Annotated in this window: 13 protein-coding genes and 1 pseudogene; 6 read left to right on the forward strand and 8 right to left on the reverse strand. The window is 74.1% G+C overall.

Annotation, left to right across the window (positions count from 1 at the left end):
• Window positions 1-20 precede the first annotated feature (20 nt).
• Entirely contained in the window at window positions 21-338 is a 318-nt protein-coding gene (locus tag BN6_RS48905) for a hypothetical protein (protein WP_231905339.1), read from the reverse strand.
• Window positions 339-453: 115 nt separating this feature from the next.
• On the opposite strand from BN6_RS48905, the gene BN6_RS19175 reads away from it, so the two are divergent.
• The 5 genes and pseudogenes from BN6_RS19175 to BN6_RS50395 form a co-directional block, all read left to right on the forward strand.
• Window positions 454-1,368, forward strand: coding sequence for a LysR family transcriptional regulator (locus BN6_RS19175; protein WP_197540351.1), 915 nt, complete (start codon window positions 454-456; stop codon window positions 1,366-1,368).
• Complete coding sequence (locus tag BN6_RS19180) at window positions 1,365-2,264, forward strand: serine hydrolase (RefSeq protein ID WP_015101363.1); 900 nt, start codon at window positions 1,365-1,367, stop codon at window positions 2,262-2,264. The genes BN6_RS19175 and BN6_RS19180 overlap by 4 nt, the downstream gene beginning before the upstream one ends.
• Window positions 2,265-2,357: 93 nt before the next feature.
• Window positions 2,358-4,532: a glycoside hydrolase family 3 C-terminal domain-containing protein gene (locus tag BN6_RS19185; protein ID WP_015101364.1), complete on the forward strand. Its 2,175-nt coding sequence runs from the start codon at window positions 2,358-2,360 to the stop codon at window positions 4,530-4,532.
• 431 nt (window positions 4,533-4,963) lie between these two features.
• Window positions 4,964-10,426 (forward strand): ATP-binding protein, encoded by a 5,463-nt coding sequence (locus tag BN6_RS19190; RefSeq protein WP_015101365.1) that lies wholly within the window; start codon window positions 4,964-4,966, stop codon window positions 10,424-10,426.
• 47 nt (window positions 10,427-10,473) lie between these two features.
• Window positions 10,474-10,612 (forward strand): annotated as a pseudogene (locus BN6_RS50395) (IS982 family transposase); the annotation flags it as partial.
• On the opposite strand, the gene BN6_RS19195 reads toward BN6_RS50395, so the two are convergent.
• On the reverse strand, window positions 10,604-11,635 hold the full coding sequence (locus tag BN6_RS19195; protein WP_015101367.1) for a sugar ABC transporter substrate-binding protein: 1,032 nt from the start codon (window positions 11,633-11,635) through the stop codon (window positions 10,604-10,606). The pseudogene BN6_RS50395 and the gene BN6_RS19195 overlap by 9 nt on opposite strands.
• A gap of 458 nt (window positions 11,636-12,093) precedes the next feature.
• On the opposite strand from BN6_RS19195, the gene BN6_RS19205 reads away from it, so the two are divergent.
• Window positions 12,094-13,194, forward strand: coding sequence for a hypothetical protein (locus tag BN6_RS19205; protein ID WP_148302932.1), 1,101 nt, complete (start codon window positions 12,094-12,096; stop codon window positions 13,192-13,194).
• A gap of 13 nt (window positions 13,195-13,207) precedes the next feature.
• Here the strand turns inward: BN6_RS19205 and BN6_RS19210 are convergent, their stop codons facing one another.
• From BN6_RS19210 to BN6_RS19235, 6 genes are all read right to left on the reverse strand, one after another.
• Complete coding sequence (locus BN6_RS19210; protein ID WP_015101369.1) at window positions 13,208-13,969, reverse strand: DUF899 family protein; 762 nt, start codon at window positions 13,967-13,969, stop codon at window positions 13,208-13,210.
• A gap of 66 nt (window positions 13,970-14,035) precedes the next feature.
• Complete coding sequence (locus BN6_RS19215; protein ID WP_015101370.1) at window positions 14,036-14,503, reverse strand: GbsR/MarR family transcriptional regulator; 468 nt, start codon at window positions 14,501-14,503, stop codon at window positions 14,036-14,038.
• Entirely contained in the window at window positions 14,500-15,309 is an 810-nt protein-coding gene (locus BN6_RS19220; protein ID WP_015101371.1) for an alpha/beta fold hydrolase, read from the reverse strand. Before BN6_RS19220 ends, BN6_RS19215 begins: the two co-directional genes overlap by 4 nt.
• Before the next feature lie 102 nt (window positions 15,310-15,411).
• A complete protein-coding gene (locus BN6_RS19225; protein WP_015101372.1) occupies window positions 15,412-15,789 on the reverse strand; it encodes a hypothetical protein in 378 nt (125 codons plus the stop codon).
• A 48-nt stretch (window positions 15,790-15,837) separates the two neighbouring features.
• Window positions 15,838-16,773 (reverse strand): hypothetical protein, encoded by a 936-nt coding sequence (locus BN6_RS19230; RefSeq protein WP_015101373.1) that lies wholly within the window; start codon window positions 16,771-16,773, stop codon window positions 15,838-15,840.
• Window positions 16,773-17,270 carry a SigE family RNA polymerase sigma factor gene (locus BN6_RS19235; protein WP_015101374.1) on the reverse strand — a complete coding sequence of 166 codons (498 nt, stop codon included), beginning with the start codon at window positions 17,268-17,270 and terminating at the stop codon, window positions 16,773-16,775. Before BN6_RS19235 ends, BN6_RS19230 begins: the two co-directional genes overlap by 1 nt.
• Between the last annotated feature and the right edge of the window lie 60 nt (window positions 17,271-17,330).

Below are 17,330 nucleotides of genomic sequence, written 5' to 3' on the forward strand. Positions count from 1 at the left end.
GGGTTCCGGACAGGCCGGTCTCAGTCGAAGAGGGGAGCGATGCCCAAGGTCAGCCCCGAGGTCCAGACGGCCAGGAGCACCCAGCCGACGACCAGGCCGACGCCGAAGCCGCGCCACGAACGGCGACCCCGCACGGCGCACCACGCGCCGGTGAGCGCCATCGCGAGCAGCAGCGCCGCGCCGAGCGCGTACCCCACCACGGGCAGCATGAACAGGGCGATGGCGAACACCTCGAAGCCCGCCACCGCCGACACGAAGACGCCGAAGCACGCGGCGATCACCACCGCGACGCCGACCTCGAAACGGGTCGGCTCGGCCGTGGGCGGGTCGTCGCGCACGGGCCTGGACTCCTCCACTGGATCGTCCCCCTCGTCTGGTCCCCGACAGCCTCTCAGCCTGCGGTGCATCGCGTCCAAGACGCCAACGGCCGCATCGATGCCGATTCGGCATACGATGGCCGGCGTGGACGTCGTCGCGGCATGTCGGGCCTTCGTCGCCGTGAGCGGGCACGGCAGCTTCACGGTTGGCGCGTCGGTCGCGCGGATCCCGCAGTCGGTCGCCAGCCGGCGGATCGCGGCGCTGGAGAAGTACCTCGGGGCCCGCCTGCTGACCAGGTCGTCGCGCAGCGTCGCGCTGACCCCGTTCGGCCGTGAGCTGCTGCCCTCCGCCCGCCGGCTGGTCGAGCTGGCCGAGGCGATGGAGCACGACGCCGAGCAGGCCCGGCTCCGGCCGTTCCGGATCGCGGTGCCCGCCGTGTGCGCCCCGCACCGGCTGGCCCGCCTGGTCGCCGCCGCGCGCGGGCACGGCCTCACCCTCGACCCGCACCCGGCCGACCCGGGCCGGCGCGCCGAACTGGCCCGCACGCTGGAGGTGCGCGCGGCCGTGGTCGCCGTGCCGCCCGACGAGGGCGCCTGGCGGGTGCCGCTCGGCCTGGCCGGCGTGGCGGACGAGGGCGGCACGTCCGCGCTCTACCTGGAGACGCTGCGCGCGGGCCGAGTGGACCGGCGTGCCCGGCGTCGCCGGGTCTGGATCCACGCGGAGGACGACGTGCCGCACGTCCGGGACCGCGTCACCCGGCTGCGGGACGCCGTCGGGCTGCTGCCCGCGCAGGTGGTGGTGACGGCCTCGCTGGTCGCCGCCACGGCGGAGGTGCTGGGCTCGGCCGACCTGCTGCTCTGCCCGCCGGGGCAGGCCGCCGAGCTGGGGCTGCACTGGCGGCCGATCGGCGAGCTGACCCTGGCGCGCGGCTACGACGTGACGTCCCGGGCGCGCGAGGACGTCCAGCGGATCCGCGCCCTGCCGCCCGCCCTGATCGGTGCCTGCCTCGGTGCGGTGGACGACCACGCGCCGGGGGTGGGGGCGGGATGACGGCGAAGGTGCTGCGCGACGCGCGCGAGGCGTTGGAGGCCGGTGGGCTGCGCGGCTCGTTCCTGGTGCGGGACCTGGACACCGGCGACGAGCTGGGGATCGACGCGGACGTCGAGTTCCCGGTGGCGTCGCTGGTGAAGGTGCCGCTGGCGGTCGCCACGCTGGAGCGCGTCGCGCGCGGTGAGCTCGACGAGACCCTGCCGGTCGTGGTGCGGCCCGGCCGCAGCACCGTGCCGGGGCCGACCGGCCTGAGCAAGTTCCGGCACCCCGCCACGATCGCGCTGGGCGACCTGCTCTACCTGAGCACCGCGATCAGCGACAGCGTCGCGGCCGACGCGCTGTTCGCGCTGACCCCGCCCGCCGCCGTCACCGCCGAGCTGCGCCGGCTCGGCTACGACGGCATCGCGGTCCGGCACCTGGTGGCGGACCTCACCGACACCCCGGCCGAGCGGTTCGCGCCGCCCGACGTGCACCTGGCCCACTCGCTGGCGATCACCGCCGGCACGGCGGGCCAGGGCCACCCGGTGCCCCAGCTCGACATCAGCCTGGCCAACACCGGGTCGCCGCGCGCGTTCGTGGACCTGGTCGGCGGGCTGTGGCGGCCGACCTCGGTCGATCCGTCGGTCGCCGCGCGGGTGCGCGGGCTGATGGGGGACAACCTGCTGCGCCAGCGGCTGGCCCCGGACTTCGTGTCCGACTCGTCGCGCTGGTCGTCCAAGACCGGGACGCTGCTCAACCTGCGGCACGAGGTCGGCGTGGTGGAGCACGCGGGCGGGCCGGCGTACGCGGTGGCGGCGTTCACCGAGTCCCGCGTGCCGGCCGTCGTCCAGCCCGGCGCGGAGGCGTTGATGGCGCACGTCGCCCGGACCTTGCGCGACCAGCTCCGGATGTCTTGACGGTCGCTCTCCCGGGCGCATCCCCTGCGGGCCCGGCGGAGCGGAGTTAGGTTGCGCTGCGTGGCCGACCGTCCCGCCGGCGAAGGGGTCCGCATGACGTCCGAGCAGGCCGCGCTCACCAGCGGTGCCGACTTCTGGCACACCGCGAGCACCCCGCCGATCACGCTGACCGACGGGCCGCACGGCGTGCGGCTGGCCGGCACGCCCGGCGACCCGCTGACCGGGCGGCCCGCGACCTGCTTCCCGCCCGCCGTGACCACCGGCTCGACCTGGGACCCGGACCTGCTGCGCCGGCTGGGCGAGGCGCTGGGCGACGAGGCGCGGTCGATGGGCGTCGCTGTCCTGCTGGGGCCGGGCGTCAACCTCAAGCGCAGCCCGTTGTGCGGGCGCAACTTCGAGTACTTCTCGGAGGACCCGCTGCTCACCGGCGTGCTGGCGACCGCGTGGGTGCGCGGGCTGCAGAGCCGGGGCGTCGGCGCGTCGGTCAAGCACTTCGCGGTCAACAGCCAGGAGACCGACCGGATGACGGTCAGCGCCGACGTGGACGAGCGCACCCTGCGCGAGCTGTACCTCACCGCGTTCCAGCGGGTCGTGCGCGAGGCCCGGCCGTGGACCGTGATGTGCTCCTACAACCAGGTCAACGGCGTGTACGCGAGCCAGAACCACTTCCTGCTCACCGACGTGCTGCGCGGCGAGTGGGGGTTCGACGGCGTGGTGGTCTCGGACTGGGGCGCGGTGGTCGACCGGGTCGCGGCCGTCGCGGCGGGCCTGGACCTGGCCATGCCCGGACCGGACGACACGGGCGACCGCGCGCTGGTCGAGGCCGTGGCCGGCGGCCGCCTGGCTCCCGAGGCGCTCGCCACGGCGGCGGACCGGGTGCTCACCCTGGTCCGGCGGGCCGCCGCACGGCAGGCGGGGGAGTACGACCGCGACGCCCACCACGCGCTGGCCCGGGAGATCGCCGCGCGCGGCACGGTGCTGCTCAAGAACGAACGGGCCGTGCTCCCGCTGCCGGCCGACACCTCCGTCGCCGTGCTCGGCGAGTACGCCCGCACCCCGCGCTACCAGGGCGGCGGCAGCTCCGCCATCACCCCGACCAGGCTCGACGTCCCGCTCACCCGCATCGCCACCGCGACCTCCGCCCCGGTCCGGTTCGCGCCCGGCTACGGCCCGCCGGGTCCGGACGGGACGCCGGCCGAGCCCGACCCGGCGCTGATCGTGGAGGCCGTGGCGGCGGCGCGGGAGAGCGACGTGGCGCTGGTGTTCGTCGGCACGCCGGAGGAGACCGAGGGACGGGACCGCACGTGCCTCGACCTGCCCGCCGCCCACGTCGACCTGATCCGGCAGGTGGCGGCGGCCAACCCGCGCACGGTCGTCGTGATGTGCAACGGCGGCGTCGTGCGCACCACGCCGTGGGACGCGGAGCCGGCGGCCGTGCTGGAGTGCTGGCTGCCGGGCCAGGCGGCCGGCAGCGCGCTCGCCGACGTGCTGTTCGGGCAGGTCGACCCGTCCGGCCGGCTCGCCGAGACGATCCCGCTGCGACTGGCCGACCACCCGTCCTACCTCGACCTCCCGGGCACCGACGGGCACCTGCGCTACGGCGAGGGCATCCACGTCGGCTACCGGGGCTTCGACGCGCGCGAGCAGGAGGTCGCCTACCCGTTCGGGTTCGGCCTGTCCTACACGACGTTCGAGTACGGCACCGCCACCGCGACCGCCGACGACACCGGGATCCGGGTGCGGGTCGAGGTGACCAACACCGGCGACCGGGACGGGCGCGAGGTCGTCCAGGCGTACGTGAGCCGGCCGGGTTCACGGGTCCGGCGCGCGCCGCGCGAGCTGAAGGCGTTCGCGAACGTGCCGATCGCGGCCGGCGCGACCGCCGAGGTGGTGCTGGACGTCGCCCGTGATGATCTCGGCCACTGGGACGTGGCACTGGGCCGGTGGCTGGTCGAGGGCGGGCCGTGGCACGTCTCGATCGGCGCGTCCTCTCGTGACCTCCGCACAACGGTGGTGGTCGACGTGCCGGGCGACGAGGTGCACGTCCCGCTCACCGCCGGCTCCAGCCTGGCCGACTGGTTCGCCGACCCGCGCGGCGCGCGACTGCTCGGCGCGGCGCTGGCCGGCCCACCCGGATCACCGGCCGTCGACCCGGCGCTGCTCGCCATCGCCGCCGCGATGCCGCTGGACCGGCTGGCCCGGCTGCTGCCCGGCGGCCCGCTCGACCCGGCGGCGGTCGCCGCCCTGGTGGCCGCCGCGAACTCCTGACCAGGGCGACATCGAACCCGTTGCGGGACAGCGGTCGTGGCCCGGCGGGCGGGCCCGGGGCGTCGGACGCGGCCTCGGTCCACATCGGACGGCGCGCCCCGGCGGAACCGGACGAGCCGGGCGCGGCGGCCGGCGCGACGGCGGTCGGACCGGCGGGCATGTCCCGCGACCAGGTGACCTTGGGCGACCGGCCGGCGCGGTGGTCGGACGTCCACCGGTCGGACTATCGCGCAGGTCACAGCGGGGTGGTCCGACCGCATCGTGCACCGAGGCGTCCGCGCACCTGGGCTTTTGGACGTTCTCCACAAATGCGGAGCCGTGTCATGCTTCCTCTGCGACATTCCCCTACTGGCGAGTAGTAGTAAGGCTGTACTGGCGCGGTGGGGGCCGCCCCGGGGAGGGCGCGCACAGTCAACAGGAAGGCTCGGTCGGTGTTCAGTCGTGTCGTCATCGTCAACCGTGGTGAGGCCGCGATGCGGCTCATCCACGCGGTCAGGGACCTGGCCGCGGAGACCTCCACCACGATCGAAACGGTGGCGCTGCACACCGATGTCGACCGCACGGCCACGTTCGTGCGCGAAGCCGACATCGCCTACGACCTCGGGCCCGCGTCCGCGCGCCCGTACCTCGACCTGAAGGTGCTCGAACGCGCCCTGGTCGAGACCGGTGCCGACGCCGCGTGGGTCGGGTGGGGCTTCGTCGCCGAGGACCCGGCGTTCGCCGAGCTGTGCGAGAAGGTCGGCGTGACCTTCGTCGGGCCGAGCCCGGACGCCATGCGCAAGCTGGGCGACAAGATCGGCGCGAAGCTGATCGCCGAAGAGGTCGGCGTGCCGGTCGCGCCGTGGAGCCGGGGCGCGGTCGAGTCGCTGGAGGCCGCGACCGCGTCGGCCGCCGAGATCGGCTACCCGCTGATGCTCAAGGCCACGGCCGGCGGCGGTGGGCGCGGCATCCGGGTGGTCACCAGCGACGCCGAGCTGGCCGACGCCTACGAGCGCACCAGCCAGGAGGCGGCGCGGGCGTTCGGCAGCGGCGTGGTGTTCCTGGAGCGCCTGGTCACCGGCGCGCGGCACGTCGAGGTGCAGGTCATCGCCGACGGCCAGGGCACGGCGTGGGCGCTGGGCGTGCGCGACTGCTCGGTGCAGCGGCGCAACCAGAAGGTCATCGAGGAGTCCGCCTCGCCGGTGCTCGGCCCGGAGCAGACCGCCGAGCTCAAGACCTCCGCCGAGCGGCTGGCCGTCGCGGTCGGCTACCGGGGCGCGGCGACCGTCGAGTTTTTGTACCACCCCGGCGACAAGCTGTTCGCGTTCCTGGAGGTCAACACCCGGCTCCAGGTCGAGCACCCGATCACCGAGTCGACCACCGGGTTCGACCTGGTCAAGGCCCAGCTGTGGGTCGCCTCCGGCGGCCGGCTGGAGGGGGAGCCGCCGGCCGAGCGCGGGCACGCCATCGAGGCCCGGCTCAACGCCGAGGACCCGGACCGCGACTTCGCGCCGTCACCGGGCCGGATCGCCCGGCTGGACCTGCCCGCCGGGCCCGGCATCCGGGTGGACACCGGGGTCAGCGAGGGCGACACGATCCCCGCCGACTTCGACTCGATGATCGCCAAGATCATCGCCCACGGCCGCGACCGGGACGAGGCGCTGGGCCGGCTGCGCCGGGCCATGGCCCAGACCACGGTCGTCATCGAGGGCGGCGCGACCAACAAGAGCTTCGTGCTCGACCTGCTCGACCAGCCCGAGGTGATCGACGCCAGCGCCGACACCGGCTGGATCGACCGGGTCCGCGCCGAGGGCCGGCTCGTCTCGCACCGGCACTCCGCGGTCGCCCTGGTGGCCGCCGCCATCGAGGCCTACGAGGAGGAGGAGCGGGTCGAGCGGCAGCGGCTGCTGTCCACCGCGTTCGGCGGACGCCCGCAGGTCCGGCACGAGAGCGGCCGGCCGCTGGACCTCAAGCTGCGCGGCGCCGACTACCGGGTGCGGGTCGCCCGGGTCGGCGCGCACCGGTTCCGGGTCGGCGTCCAGGCGGGCGAGGACGTCCGGGTGGCCGACGTCGAGCTGGACCGCTTCGACCGGCACACCGGCCGGATCGTGGTCAACGGCACCCGCTACCGCCTGCTCACCGACACGTTCGGCTCGGTGCACCTGGTCGAGGTGGACGGCGTCACGCACCGGGTCAGCCGGGACGAGGGCGGCGTGGTCCGCTCGCCCGCGCCCGCGCTGGTCGTCGCCACGCCGCTGGCGGTCGGCGCCGAGGTCGAGGCCGGCGCGCCCGTCCTGGTGCTGGAGAGCATGAAGATGGAGACGGTGCTGCGCGCGCCGTTCAAGGCCCGCCTCAAGGAGTGCGTGGTCTCGGTCGGCAGCCAGGTGGAGACCGGCGCGCCGCTGCTGCGGCTGGAGCCGGTCGCCGACGCCGACGTCGAGGAGACCGCGGCCGGCGTGGCCGTGGAGCTGGACCTGCCCGCCGCGCCCGACCGCGGCCCGGTGCTGGAGCGCGTCACCCGCGGCCAGGAGGACCTGCGCGACCTGCTGCTCGGCTTCGACGTCGACCCGCACGACGAGGGCCGGGTGCTGGAGGACTACCTCGCCGCGCGCCGGGCCGCCGCCGACGACGGCCACCGCCCGCCCGCCGAGGAACTCGGCCTGGTCGCGGTGTTCGCCGACCTGGCCGAGCTCAGCCGCAACCGGCCGGCCGGCGAGGAGGGCGGCGGGCACGTGCACAGCGCCCGCGAGTACTTCCACACCTACCTCCAGAGTCTCGACGTGGACCGGGCCGGCCTGCCGGAGTCGTTCCAGGCCAAGCTCGCCAAGGCGCTCGGGCACTACGGCGTCACCGACCTGGAGCGCACGCCCGAGCTCGAAGCCGCCGTGTTCCGGATCTTCCTGGCCCAGCAGCGCGCGGCCACCGACGCCACCGTCGTCACCACCCTGCTGCGCGCGTGGCTGCGCGAACTGCCGCCGGACGAGGCGTTGCGGGAGACCGCCGGCCTCGCGCTGGAACGCCTGGTCGCCGCGACCCAGGTCCGCTTCCCGGTGGTCGCCGACCTGGCCCGGGGCGTGGTGTTCGCCTGGTTCGGCCGGCCGCTGCTGCGCCGCAACCGCGCCCGCGTCTACGCCGACGTCCGCAAGAACCTGCGCCACCTCGACGCCAACCCGGACGCGCCGGACCGCGCCGAGCGGATCGCCGACATGGTCCGCAGCACCGAGCCCCTGGTGCGGCTGCTCGGCCAGCGGCTGATCCGGGCGGACCTCGACAACGCGATCATGCTGGAGGTGCTGACCCGCCGGTACTACGGCAACAAGGGCCTCACCGGCGTGCGCACCACCGAGGTCGCCGGCTGCACGTTCGTCGTGGCCGGGCGCGCCGACTCGTGCGTGGCCTCCACCGCGGTCGGCTTCGAAGCTTTGGGCAGCGCGCTGCGCGGGCTGGCCGAACTGGCCCACGGCGAGGACGCCGTCGACGCCGACATCTACCTGGCCTGGGAGAACCAGCCCCAGGACTCCGAGGCGATGGCGGCGGCGCTGGCCGACGTGATCGGCGCGTTCACCCTGCCCCACCAGGTCCGCCGGGTCACCGCGACGGTGGCGGGCAGCGGCGGCGCGGTGATGCACCACCACTTCACGTTCCGCCCGTCGACCGCGGGGATGACCGAGGAGCGGCTGATCCGCGGCCTGCACCCCTACATCGCGCAGCGGATGCAGTTGGAGCGCCTGCGCAAGTTCGACCTCACCCGGCTGCCGTCGTCCGACGAGGAGGTCTACCTGTTCCAGTGCGTGGCGCGGGAGAACCCCGCCGACGACCGGCTCGTGGCGTTCGCGCAGGTCCGGGACCTGACCGAGCTGCGCGAGCAGGACGGCCGGCTGGTCGCGCTGCCCACCGCCGAGGACACCGTGGCGATGTGCCTGGACTCGATCCGCCGCGCGCAGTCGCAGCGGCCGTCCAACAAGCGGTTCACCACCAACCGGATCGTCGTCTACGTCTGGCCGCCCAGCGACATCACCCGCGCCGAACTCCAGATGATCGCCGGACGCGTGCTGCCGACGACGGCGGGCGCGGGACTGGAGGAGATCCTGTTCATCGCGCGCCAGCGCAGCCCGAAGACCGGCGAGCTGACCAAGATCGCGGTGCGGGTCTCGTTCGACGCCGCGGGCGGCACGTCGCTGTCGGTCGGCGAGCCGTCCGCCGAGCCGCTCGAACCGCTCGACGGCTACCGGCTCAAGGTGCTGCGGGCGAGCAGCCGCAACACGGTCTACCCGTACGAGCTGACCGCGCTGCTCGGCGACTTCACCGAGCACGACCTCGACGCCGACCACGCGCTGGTGCCGGTCGACCGGCCGAAGGGCCGCAACAGCGCGGCGATCGTCGCGGGCGTGGTCAGCACGCCGACCCGGCGGCATCCGCAGGGCGTCACCCGGGTCGTGCTGCTGGGCGACCCGACCAAGTCGCTGGGCGCGCTGTCCGAGCCGGAGTGCCGCCGGGTGATCGCCGCCCTCGACCTCGCCGAGCGGATGAGGGTCCCGGTCGAGTGGTACACGCTGTCCTCCGGGGCCCGGATCTCGATGGAGTCCGGCACCGAGAACATGGACTGGGTGGCGGCGGCGCTCAAGCGCATCGTCGAGTTCACCCAGGACGGCGGCGAGATCAACATCGTGGTCACCGGCATCAACGTCGGCGCGCAGCCGTACTGGAACGCCGAGGCGACGATGCTCATGCACACCAGGGGCGTGCTGGTGATGACGCCGGACTCGGCGATGGTGCTGACCGGCAAGCAGGCGCTGGACTTCTCCGGCGGCGTGTCGGCCGAGGACAACTTCGGCATCGGCGGCTACGACCGGGTGATGGGCCCGAACGGCCAGGCCCAGTACTGGGCGCCGAACCTGTCGGCCGCGCGCGGCGTGCTGATGTCCTACTACGACCACACCTACGTCGCACCGGGCGAGAACGGGCCGCGCCGCGCCCGCACCTCGGACCCGTTCGACCGGGACATCTCCGGGTTCCCGCACGCCGTGCCGGACAGCGACTTCACCACGGTGGGCGAGATCTTCTCCGCCGAGGCCAACCCGGACCGCAAGAAGCCGTTCGACATCCGGACCGTCATGCGGGCGCTGTCCGACCAGGACCACCCGGTGCTGGAGCGCTGGGCGGGCATGGCCGACGCGGACACCGCGGCGGTGCAGGACGTGCACCTCGGTGGCATCCCGGTGTGCCTGCTCGGGATCGAGTCGCGCTCGGTGCCGCGCCGCGGCTTCCCGCCCACCGACGGCCCGGACACCTACACGGCGGGCACGCTGTTCCCGCGCTCGTCGAAGAAGGCCGCGCGGGCGATCAACGCGGCCAGCGGCAACCGGCCGCTGGTGGTGCTGGCGAACCTGTCCGGGTTCGACGGCTCGCCGGAGTCGATGCGCAAGCTCCAGCTGGAGTACGGCGCGGAGATCGGCCGCGCGATCGTGAACTTCCGCGGGCCGATCGTGTTCTGCGTGATCTCGCGGTACCACGGCGGCGCGTTCGTCGTCTTCTCGAAGGCGTTGAACCCGAACATGACGGTGCTCGCGCTGGAGGGCTCGTTCGCCTCGGTGCTCGGCGGCGCACCGGCCGCCGCGGTGGTGTTCGCCGGTGACGTCAACGCCCGCACGGCGGCCGACGCGCGGGTCCGTGACCTGGAGGCCCGGGTGGCGGCCGCGTCCGGTGCCGACCGGGCGGCGCTGGCCGCGGAGCTGGACGAGGTGCGCTCGTCGGTCCGGGCGGAGAAACTGGGCGAGGTGGCCGCCGAGTTCGACCGCGTGCACGACATCCGCCGTGCGGTCGAGGTCGGGTCGGTCGACGCGGTCGTCCGCGCGGCGGAACTGCGGCCGAAGGTGATCGAGGCGATCGAGGCCCGCCTGGGCCAGATGATCTAACGCAAGGAGTAGGTGCCTGGAGACGCGAGGGTGTCGACGTACGGGTTGTGACGACCGGCGTTGACACCCTCGCGACCGCATTCCAGGTCAGGACCGACGACCTGCTGAAGGCCGCACCTGGCCCCGTGGCGGCCGAGGGTCGGCATCGCGCCGAGATCGACCGACGCGGGGCTCTTGTCACCGGCGGGTCGCGGCCTGGTGGATCTCGGGGTCCAGGATGACCCGCCGGGGCGTCTCGCGGCCGTCGTGCATGCGTTCGAGGATGTGCACGGCGCACTGGGCGAGCCGGTGCGAGTCCTGCACGACGGTGGCGCGCAACGGGCTCGTGCCGCTGTCGATCAGGTCGCGGGCCTCCGGCACCCCGTCCACGCCGACCACCACGGTGTCGGGGGAGCCGGCGGTGCGCAGCGCGTCGACCGCGGCGAGCGCCATCTCGTCGTTGGTGCAGAACACCGCGTCCGGCACCGGCTCCGCGCACAGGTGCGCGCACACGGCCCGGTAGGCGCGGACGCGGTCGAACGCGCAGCCGTCGTCCACGGTGATCCGCACCGCGCACAACGCCTCTCGCAGCACCCGCGCGCAGTGGTCCTGCCGGTCCCGGTGCTCGCGGCTGGCGATCATGAGCACGCGCGGCCGTGGTACGTGGGCCAGGTGGGCAGCCAGCCACCGGCCGGCGAGTGCGCCGATCGCGGTGCCGAGGTAGCCGACGTAGGCGGCGTTGGCGGGGTGGTGGTGGCCGGGGCCGAACGGCTCGATGTCGGTGAACACCACCGGCCGCCCCAGTTCCGCGCAGAACTCGACCAGGTCCGGCCGCAGCCGGTCGATCTCGGTCGGCACGACGAACCCGCCGACGTAGTCGCCGCCGGCCGCCAGGACCCGGCGCAGCAGGTGCGCCTGGGCGGCGGCGTCGTAGTCCCGGTCGGGCAGCTTGAGCACCAGGTCGACCCCGTCGCGGTCGAGCGCGCGGTGCATCCGGCCCACCAGCTCGGCGATCCAGTACTTGTGGTCGAACGCCGAGGCGACCAGGAACGCCTGGCGCGCCTTGCCCTCCGGCCACGCCGACCGTCCGGGCAGGTGGAGGTGCTGCTCGACGGTGACCAGCACGTCCCGCCCCGCCTGCACGACCGCCCCGGAGTCCGACGCGCACGCCTGCTGCCCGCCCGATTCCGGGCGGGCCGCGTCGGGCGGGTCGGGGGCAGGACGGCGCACGCGGGCGATGGTCCCGCAGCCGCGTGCGCCGGCGTGTGTTTCCGCCTGGGTTGCCCGACTTGGCCCAGCGCGGACACGCCGTACTGCGGAAAGGCCGGCTCACGGGCACGTGTCGCGGAACGGGGTGCGCGGTTCGAGGTCGGGCCGACAGCCGGTGGCCACCACGCGGCCGGCGACGCGGCCGGCTCCGGTGATCAACTGTCCGCAGGGGCGGCCCCGTTCGCCCGAACGGCCGCCCGAACGTCCCTGAGCCGGGGGCCGGCGACGACCGCACAATCGGGGAGCCGTCGAGAAATCGGGAGGCTGCCATGGCCGGTGCAGGACGACACGACGAACCTGTCACACACCTCCCGAAGCCACGCCCACCCCGCCCGGCCCGCAGCCCCGGCCCGGCACTCGGCCCCTCCGGCGTGCTGGCGCTGCAACGCTCCGGTGGCAACCGAGCCGTCACGGCCGCCTTGACCGCACGCTCCCCGGGCGCTGCGCCGGCCGCCGTGCAACGGCTGGTGCTCTACGCGGACCAGATCACCGAGATCGACGACGTGATCTCCGCCGACCTGGCCTTCCAGCAGGCGATGGCACGTGCCCGGCCGCGCGGCGCGGGAGCCGTGCTGACCCTGGACGCGCTGGAACACCCCGGCTTCCGGCACGCCATCGAACCGGATGAAGCCGTGGTCGTCATCGGGCACGGCCTGCCCGGTCTCGTGCAGGGCCGCTCCGCCCAGGACATCGCCCGATCGCTGCGCCGCGTGGGCAACATCCAGCACGCCTCGTTCGTCTACATCGCCAGCTGCGACGCGGCGGTGGACCAGCCGGGCAGGCTCAAGTCGTCGGTGGTGGACGTGACGGCCACCGTCCTGGCGTCGCTGCGCCAGGAGGGGATGCCGGTCTACGGCGCGCCGGGCGCGGCGGTCAACGACTTCACCGGCGTCACCGGCGACCGCCAGGCCTACGCCTTCCCGGAGACCGACGCCGAGGCGAGCGCGCTGGAACTGCTGGTCATCAACGCCGAGGGCCGGCACGACATCAAGGAGGCACGCGGGTTCACCGGAGTCGCCCAGGCTGCCGCCCACGGCGCGGCACTGATCGAAGACCCCGAGTTCCTCGGCTTCTACGGCAAGTTCGTCGGCGCGGTCTCCGGCGCGGACCGCCGGCAGCTGGTCCGCCTCAGGCACCAGTACCACCAGCTGACGTCCGCGGCCGGCGCCCGTTTCGGCTGGCCGACCTGGCTGGTCGGCTGGATCACCGCCGCCGAGCGCCGGACGAACAAGCGGATGGACGACAGAACGTGGCTGGCCATGACCAAGAAACGCCTGGCGCCCGCCGGCGCGAGCATCCAGAAGATGCTCGCGGACCCGAAGGTCGGCTTCCTGTCCCAGGCCAGGAAGGGCAAGCAACCGCTCCGCAAGGCCGGCGGCCACTCGATCGGCTACAACCGGATCGCGGCCGACGCCGAGTTCTACCGCAACCAACGCGAAACGATGCGCAACCACGGCACGGTCGACGCCAACACCAGCATCCGGCCGCCCCACGACTGGTCGTCCGCCTACATCGGCTGACCGCCGGGCGGCATCAGTGGTCGAATCTGCCCAGGGTGTCGACCGGGGTCGCGCCGGGGCGGGTCCACTGCGGCACTGGGCGGCTGGTCGGGCCCCAGGTGGCGTTGCCGTCCGCGTCGGAGCGCCACGACCAGCACGCGGGCTGTCCCTCGGGCCAGGTCGCGGGCTTGTCCTCCCACTTCTCACCGCGGCCGTAGGGGGTTCGGTCGAGCAGACCGAGCGACGGGTTGAACGGCTCGTTGCCGCGACCTGTCGTGTCGTAGGTGAGGAACGTGCGGTCGCCGTCGCGCAGGTAGCAGGTGAGGTGGCCCATGGGGTCGCCGATCGGGGCGGCCAGGCCGCGTACCGAGTACCAGGGCTCGGTGTAGCCCATGAACTCGACGTACGGGGCCACCTCGTCCCAGCTTCCCGTGGTCAGGACGGCGTACGAGACGCCGCGCGCGTTGAGGTAGACCGCGTCCTTGATGTGCCAGGCGATGGTGGTGCAGCCCTCGCACTGGCCCTGGTGCGGCGCGCCGTCGTGCCACATGTGCTTGTAGACCACCAGTTCGGCACGGCCTTGGAACAGCTCCACGAACGGCACCGGGCCGTCGGGTCCGACGACCTCGGCCGTTGCGTCGAACTCGACCATCGGCAGGCGTCTGCGGGCCGCGGCCAGGGCGTCGCCTTCGCGGGTGTGGGCCTTCTCGCGGACCAGGAGTTCGTCACGGGCGGCCTGCCAGGTGGCCAGGTCGACCACGGGTGGGCGGCCGTGGGGGTCGTTCGGCGTCGTCATGAAAGTCCTCCGTGGCGTCGCGTACCGCCGGCATCCTATGGCCGGGCGCGTCGATCAGGTGGTGGCTCAGCGGTCGTGCGTCCCCTCGGCGGTGTGGGTCGTCCGGTCGCGGAGCATCGCGTCGCCGGCGTCGATGTAGGCGGTGAAGAAGTCCGCCACCTCGGTCAGCCGGGACTTGGCGTGGTCGTCGTCGGCGAGTCGGGTGCCGTCCCGGAGCACGCGGACGAAGACGCGGGTCCGGGCGTGGGAGGCGGCGAGGAGCTGGTCGAACCCACCCGCCGCGTCGACCAGCAGGCGGCGGCTGCCCGGCTGCGGGATGGTGCGGGCCAGGCCCCACGAGACGAGTTCGCGGACCGCCGTGCTCACCGCGCCCTTGCTGAGCTCCAGCGTGGTGCCGAGGTCGTCCAGCGACGCCGGGTCGGCGTTGAGCAGCAGTTGCCCGTACACCCGGCCGGTCGCGCGCGGCAGGTGCCACGACGCGAGCAGGTCGCCCAACGCCGCGACGAACGCGGCACGGTCGTCTCCCGTGGTCACGCCTCAGCCTCCCACCGGTCGACCAGGTCACGGATCACCGCGGCGGTCGCGTCGGCCGCGTCGAGCGTCACGTTGTGCCCGGCGTCGGGGATGACGTGTTCGGCCACGGCTTCGGCGGCGGCCCAGCGCGGCATGGCGGTGGCGATGTTGCCGGTGCGGTCGTGCTCGCCCCGGACGAGTCCCAGCGGGACCGGTGTGCGGTAGCCGGGTTCGGGGGCGATCAGCGACACGGTCGCCCGCCACACGTCGAGGAAGACCCGCTTCGGGATGCGCGCGAACGTCGCCTCGGACTCCGCGATGCCCTCCGGTGTCACGGCCGACGCGCGAGCCATCAGGCCCGGCAGCCGGGAGGCCGGCACGAGGGCCAACGACGGCGCGGCGAGCCCGAGCAGGAACCGTTCCGCCGTGCCCAGCGGCCCGGCGTTCCACGTCGCGTCCACGACGACGAGGCCGTGCGCCCGGTCGGGCAGGCGGCGGACGAACGCCTGGGAGAGGTTTCCGCCCAACGAGTGCCCGACCAGGACCGGGCGCTCCAGTCCGAGGTGGTCCAGCAGCGAGACCAGGTCGTCGAACGCGGCGGTCGCGGTGAACCGGGACCCCGCGTCGAGAGTGGACTCGCCGTGACCGCGCAGGTCCCAGGTGACCACCCGGTGGCCGGCCTGGTGCAGGACGCGCGCCGGCACGTCGAACATCCGGTGGTCCATCCCCGCGCCGTGCGTGAACACGACGGGCCGCCGACCACCCGCGAGGTCGCGGTACCGCACCACCGCCCCGTCCCGACGCAACACCCCAGTCAGATTTGCCATATTCAGAATATAGCAAATATAGCTGTCCGCAGGCGAGGGCACTGGTGGCCGAGCATGGTGTGTGGCCGGAGGTCGTCCGCCACATCGCCACCGGGCGGCTCCCTACCAGATGATCACACCGCCGCCGACAACCCCCGCGCGGGCAGCGGCAGCCTCGATGTTCGACAGGCGCAGCTCAACGGGGTCGGTGTGCTGGTCCTGGGCCCGAGGCAGGTCCGGACCGGGGGTGACCGCAGCCAGGTCGGCGCGGATCACGGCACACTCCCGCACCAGCGCCGGCACCTGGTCGGGAGCGACGACGAGGTCTCCGGTGGCCAGGACCGGCAGCAACGTGCAGCCCAGCCCACGGGCCGCGGACGACCCCCAGACCCTCGTGCGCCAGCTCTCGAACCCCGCGGAGTCGTCGCAGCCGGGCGGCGTGTCCACCACCTCCACGCGGTCACCCGGTCCGAAGACGAACACCTGCACGTTCAGGCTCATACCCGCACTCGACCACGGCGGCCGTCCCCCGGTCCACCGGGTACGGCGTCACAGCGCGTCGGCCACCGCGATGCCGATCGCGGTCAGCCCGTCCTCCGACAGCGGCAGGGTTTCGCGGCCCGGACCGGTTCGGTCGAACGCCCGGCCGTCCGCCTGGGGGCGGAAGTCGGGGCTGCCGAAGTTCCGCAGGGAGATCGAGTACACCTCACCCGACGGCGCGTACACCCGCAGTTCCTGGGTCAACGACTGGAACGGCTCGCTCACCCGCACCGGGTAGAGCTGGAGCAGGACGCCGTTGGGCCGGACCATCCGGCGCGGCGGCAGGCAGTTGCCCTGCGCCCACAGCTCGGCGTCCGCCGCCGCCTGCGGTGGCACGCTCGCCGAACCCCGCTCCAGCGAGACGCTGCCGGTGCCGCGGTCGTCGGTCAGGTCGATCCAGCGGGTGTGGCCGTCCACCGAATCAGGGCGCTTCGCCAGGTTCGCCGGGAACAGGTGCGAGTGCACCGGGCTCGCCCGGCCCGGCGCGGCGACCTGGCCCGTGGTGGTCGACCAGGCGTTCTGCACCGCCGCGCCGGGTTCGGGGTGCAACCACGACACTTCCGGCCCCGGGAAGGCCAGATCGCACTGCGGCACCGCCTTGACCTCCCGGTCGACCGGGGGCGGGGCGCTGAACGCCGGGCTGAACGTCCCGTACGGCTGCCGCGCGGCCCGGTCCAGGGTGGTCCACGGCGGGGGCGGAGCGGTCGTGGTCACGTCCGGACCGGACGCCGGCTCGGCGGGCCGGGCGGCCAAGCCGCTCAGCGCCACCGTGCCGCCCACCACCCCGACCACGGCGAGCGCACCCGCCACCGCACCCGCGCGGCGGACGAGCACCCGGCGCCGGCCCCGGCGCAGCACGTCGGCCAGGTCGGTGCGCGCGGCGGGCGCGGGGCCGTCGACCTCCGTCCGCAGCGTCGCGCGCAGTCGCTCCTCGTCCTCCCACATCACGCACCTCCTGGGGCCGCGGCCCCGTGATAGGCGGTGCGCAGCGTCTCCAGCCCGCGCGCCGCCTGGCTCTTCACCGTGCCCGGTGAGCAGTCCATCGCCTCCGCCACCTGCTCCACGGACAGGTCGTGCACGTACCGCAGCACCAGCACGGCCCGCTGCCGCGGCGGCACCCGCTGGAGCGCGGCCAGCAGCGGCGGGCGTTCCTCGGCCGCCGCGGTGTCCGGCGGCACGGCGGCCTCCGGTGGCGAGGCCACCACCTCCTCGCGACGCCTGCCGCGCCGTCGGGAGTCCAGGAACACCCTGGTCAGCACGGTCCGCAGGTAGGCGTCGGCGCTGTCCGGCCGGACCCTCGGCCAGTGCGCGTACAGCCGCACGAACGCGTGCTGCGCGATCTCCTCCGCCTCGACCCAGTTGCCGCACAGCGCGTTCGCCGTGCGGCGGGCCTGGTCGAAGCGGCTCGCGAAGAACCGGGAGAACTCGTCGTCCCGTCGCATCCCTCGTCCCCTCAAGTCCGGTCGGACCTTCTACGCCGATCCGGCCCGGGTGGTTGCATC

Origin of the sequence: Saccharothrix espanaensis DSM 44229 (assembly GCF_000328705.1) — a bacterium.
GTDB classification, from domain to species: domain Bacteria; phylum Actinomycetota; class Actinomycetes; order Mycobacteriales; family Pseudonocardiaceae; genus Actinosynnema; species Actinosynnema espanaense.

Excerpts from the sequence above, each read along its gene's own strand:
- BN6_RS19175 (WP_197540351.1), top strand. The coding sequence starts at position 454 with ATGGCCGGCGTGGACGTCGTCGCGGCATGTCGGGCCTTCGTCGCCGTG.
- BN6_RS19180 (WP_015101363.1), top strand. The coding sequence starts at position 1,365 with ATGACGGCGAAGGTGCTGCGCGACGCGCGCGAGGCGTTGGAGGCCGGT.
- BN6_RS19185 (WP_015101364.1), top strand. The coding sequence starts at position 2,358 with ATGACGTCCGAGCAGGCCGCGCTCACCAGCGGTGCCGACTTCTGGCAC.
- BN6_RS19210 (WP_015101369.1), bottom strand. The coding sequence starts at position 13,969 with ATGACGACGCCGAACGACCCCCACGGCCGCCCACCCGTGGTCGACCTG.
- BN6_RS19220 (WP_015101371.1), bottom strand. The coding sequence starts at position 15,309 with ATGGCAAATCTGACTGGGGTGTTGCGTCGGGACGGGGCGGTGGTGCGG.
- BN6_RS19225 (WP_015101372.1), bottom strand. The coding sequence starts at position 15,789 with ATGAGCCTGAACGTGCAGGTGTTCGTCTTCGGACCGGGTGACCGCGTG.
- BN6_RS19230 (WP_015101373.1), bottom strand. The coding sequence starts at position 16,773 with ATGTGGGAGGACGAGGAGCGACTGCGCGCGACGCTGCGGACGGAGGTC.
- BN6_RS19235 (WP_015101374.1), bottom strand. The coding sequence starts at position 17,270 with ATGCGACGGGACGACGAGTTCTCCCGGTTCTTCGCGAGCCGCTTCGAC.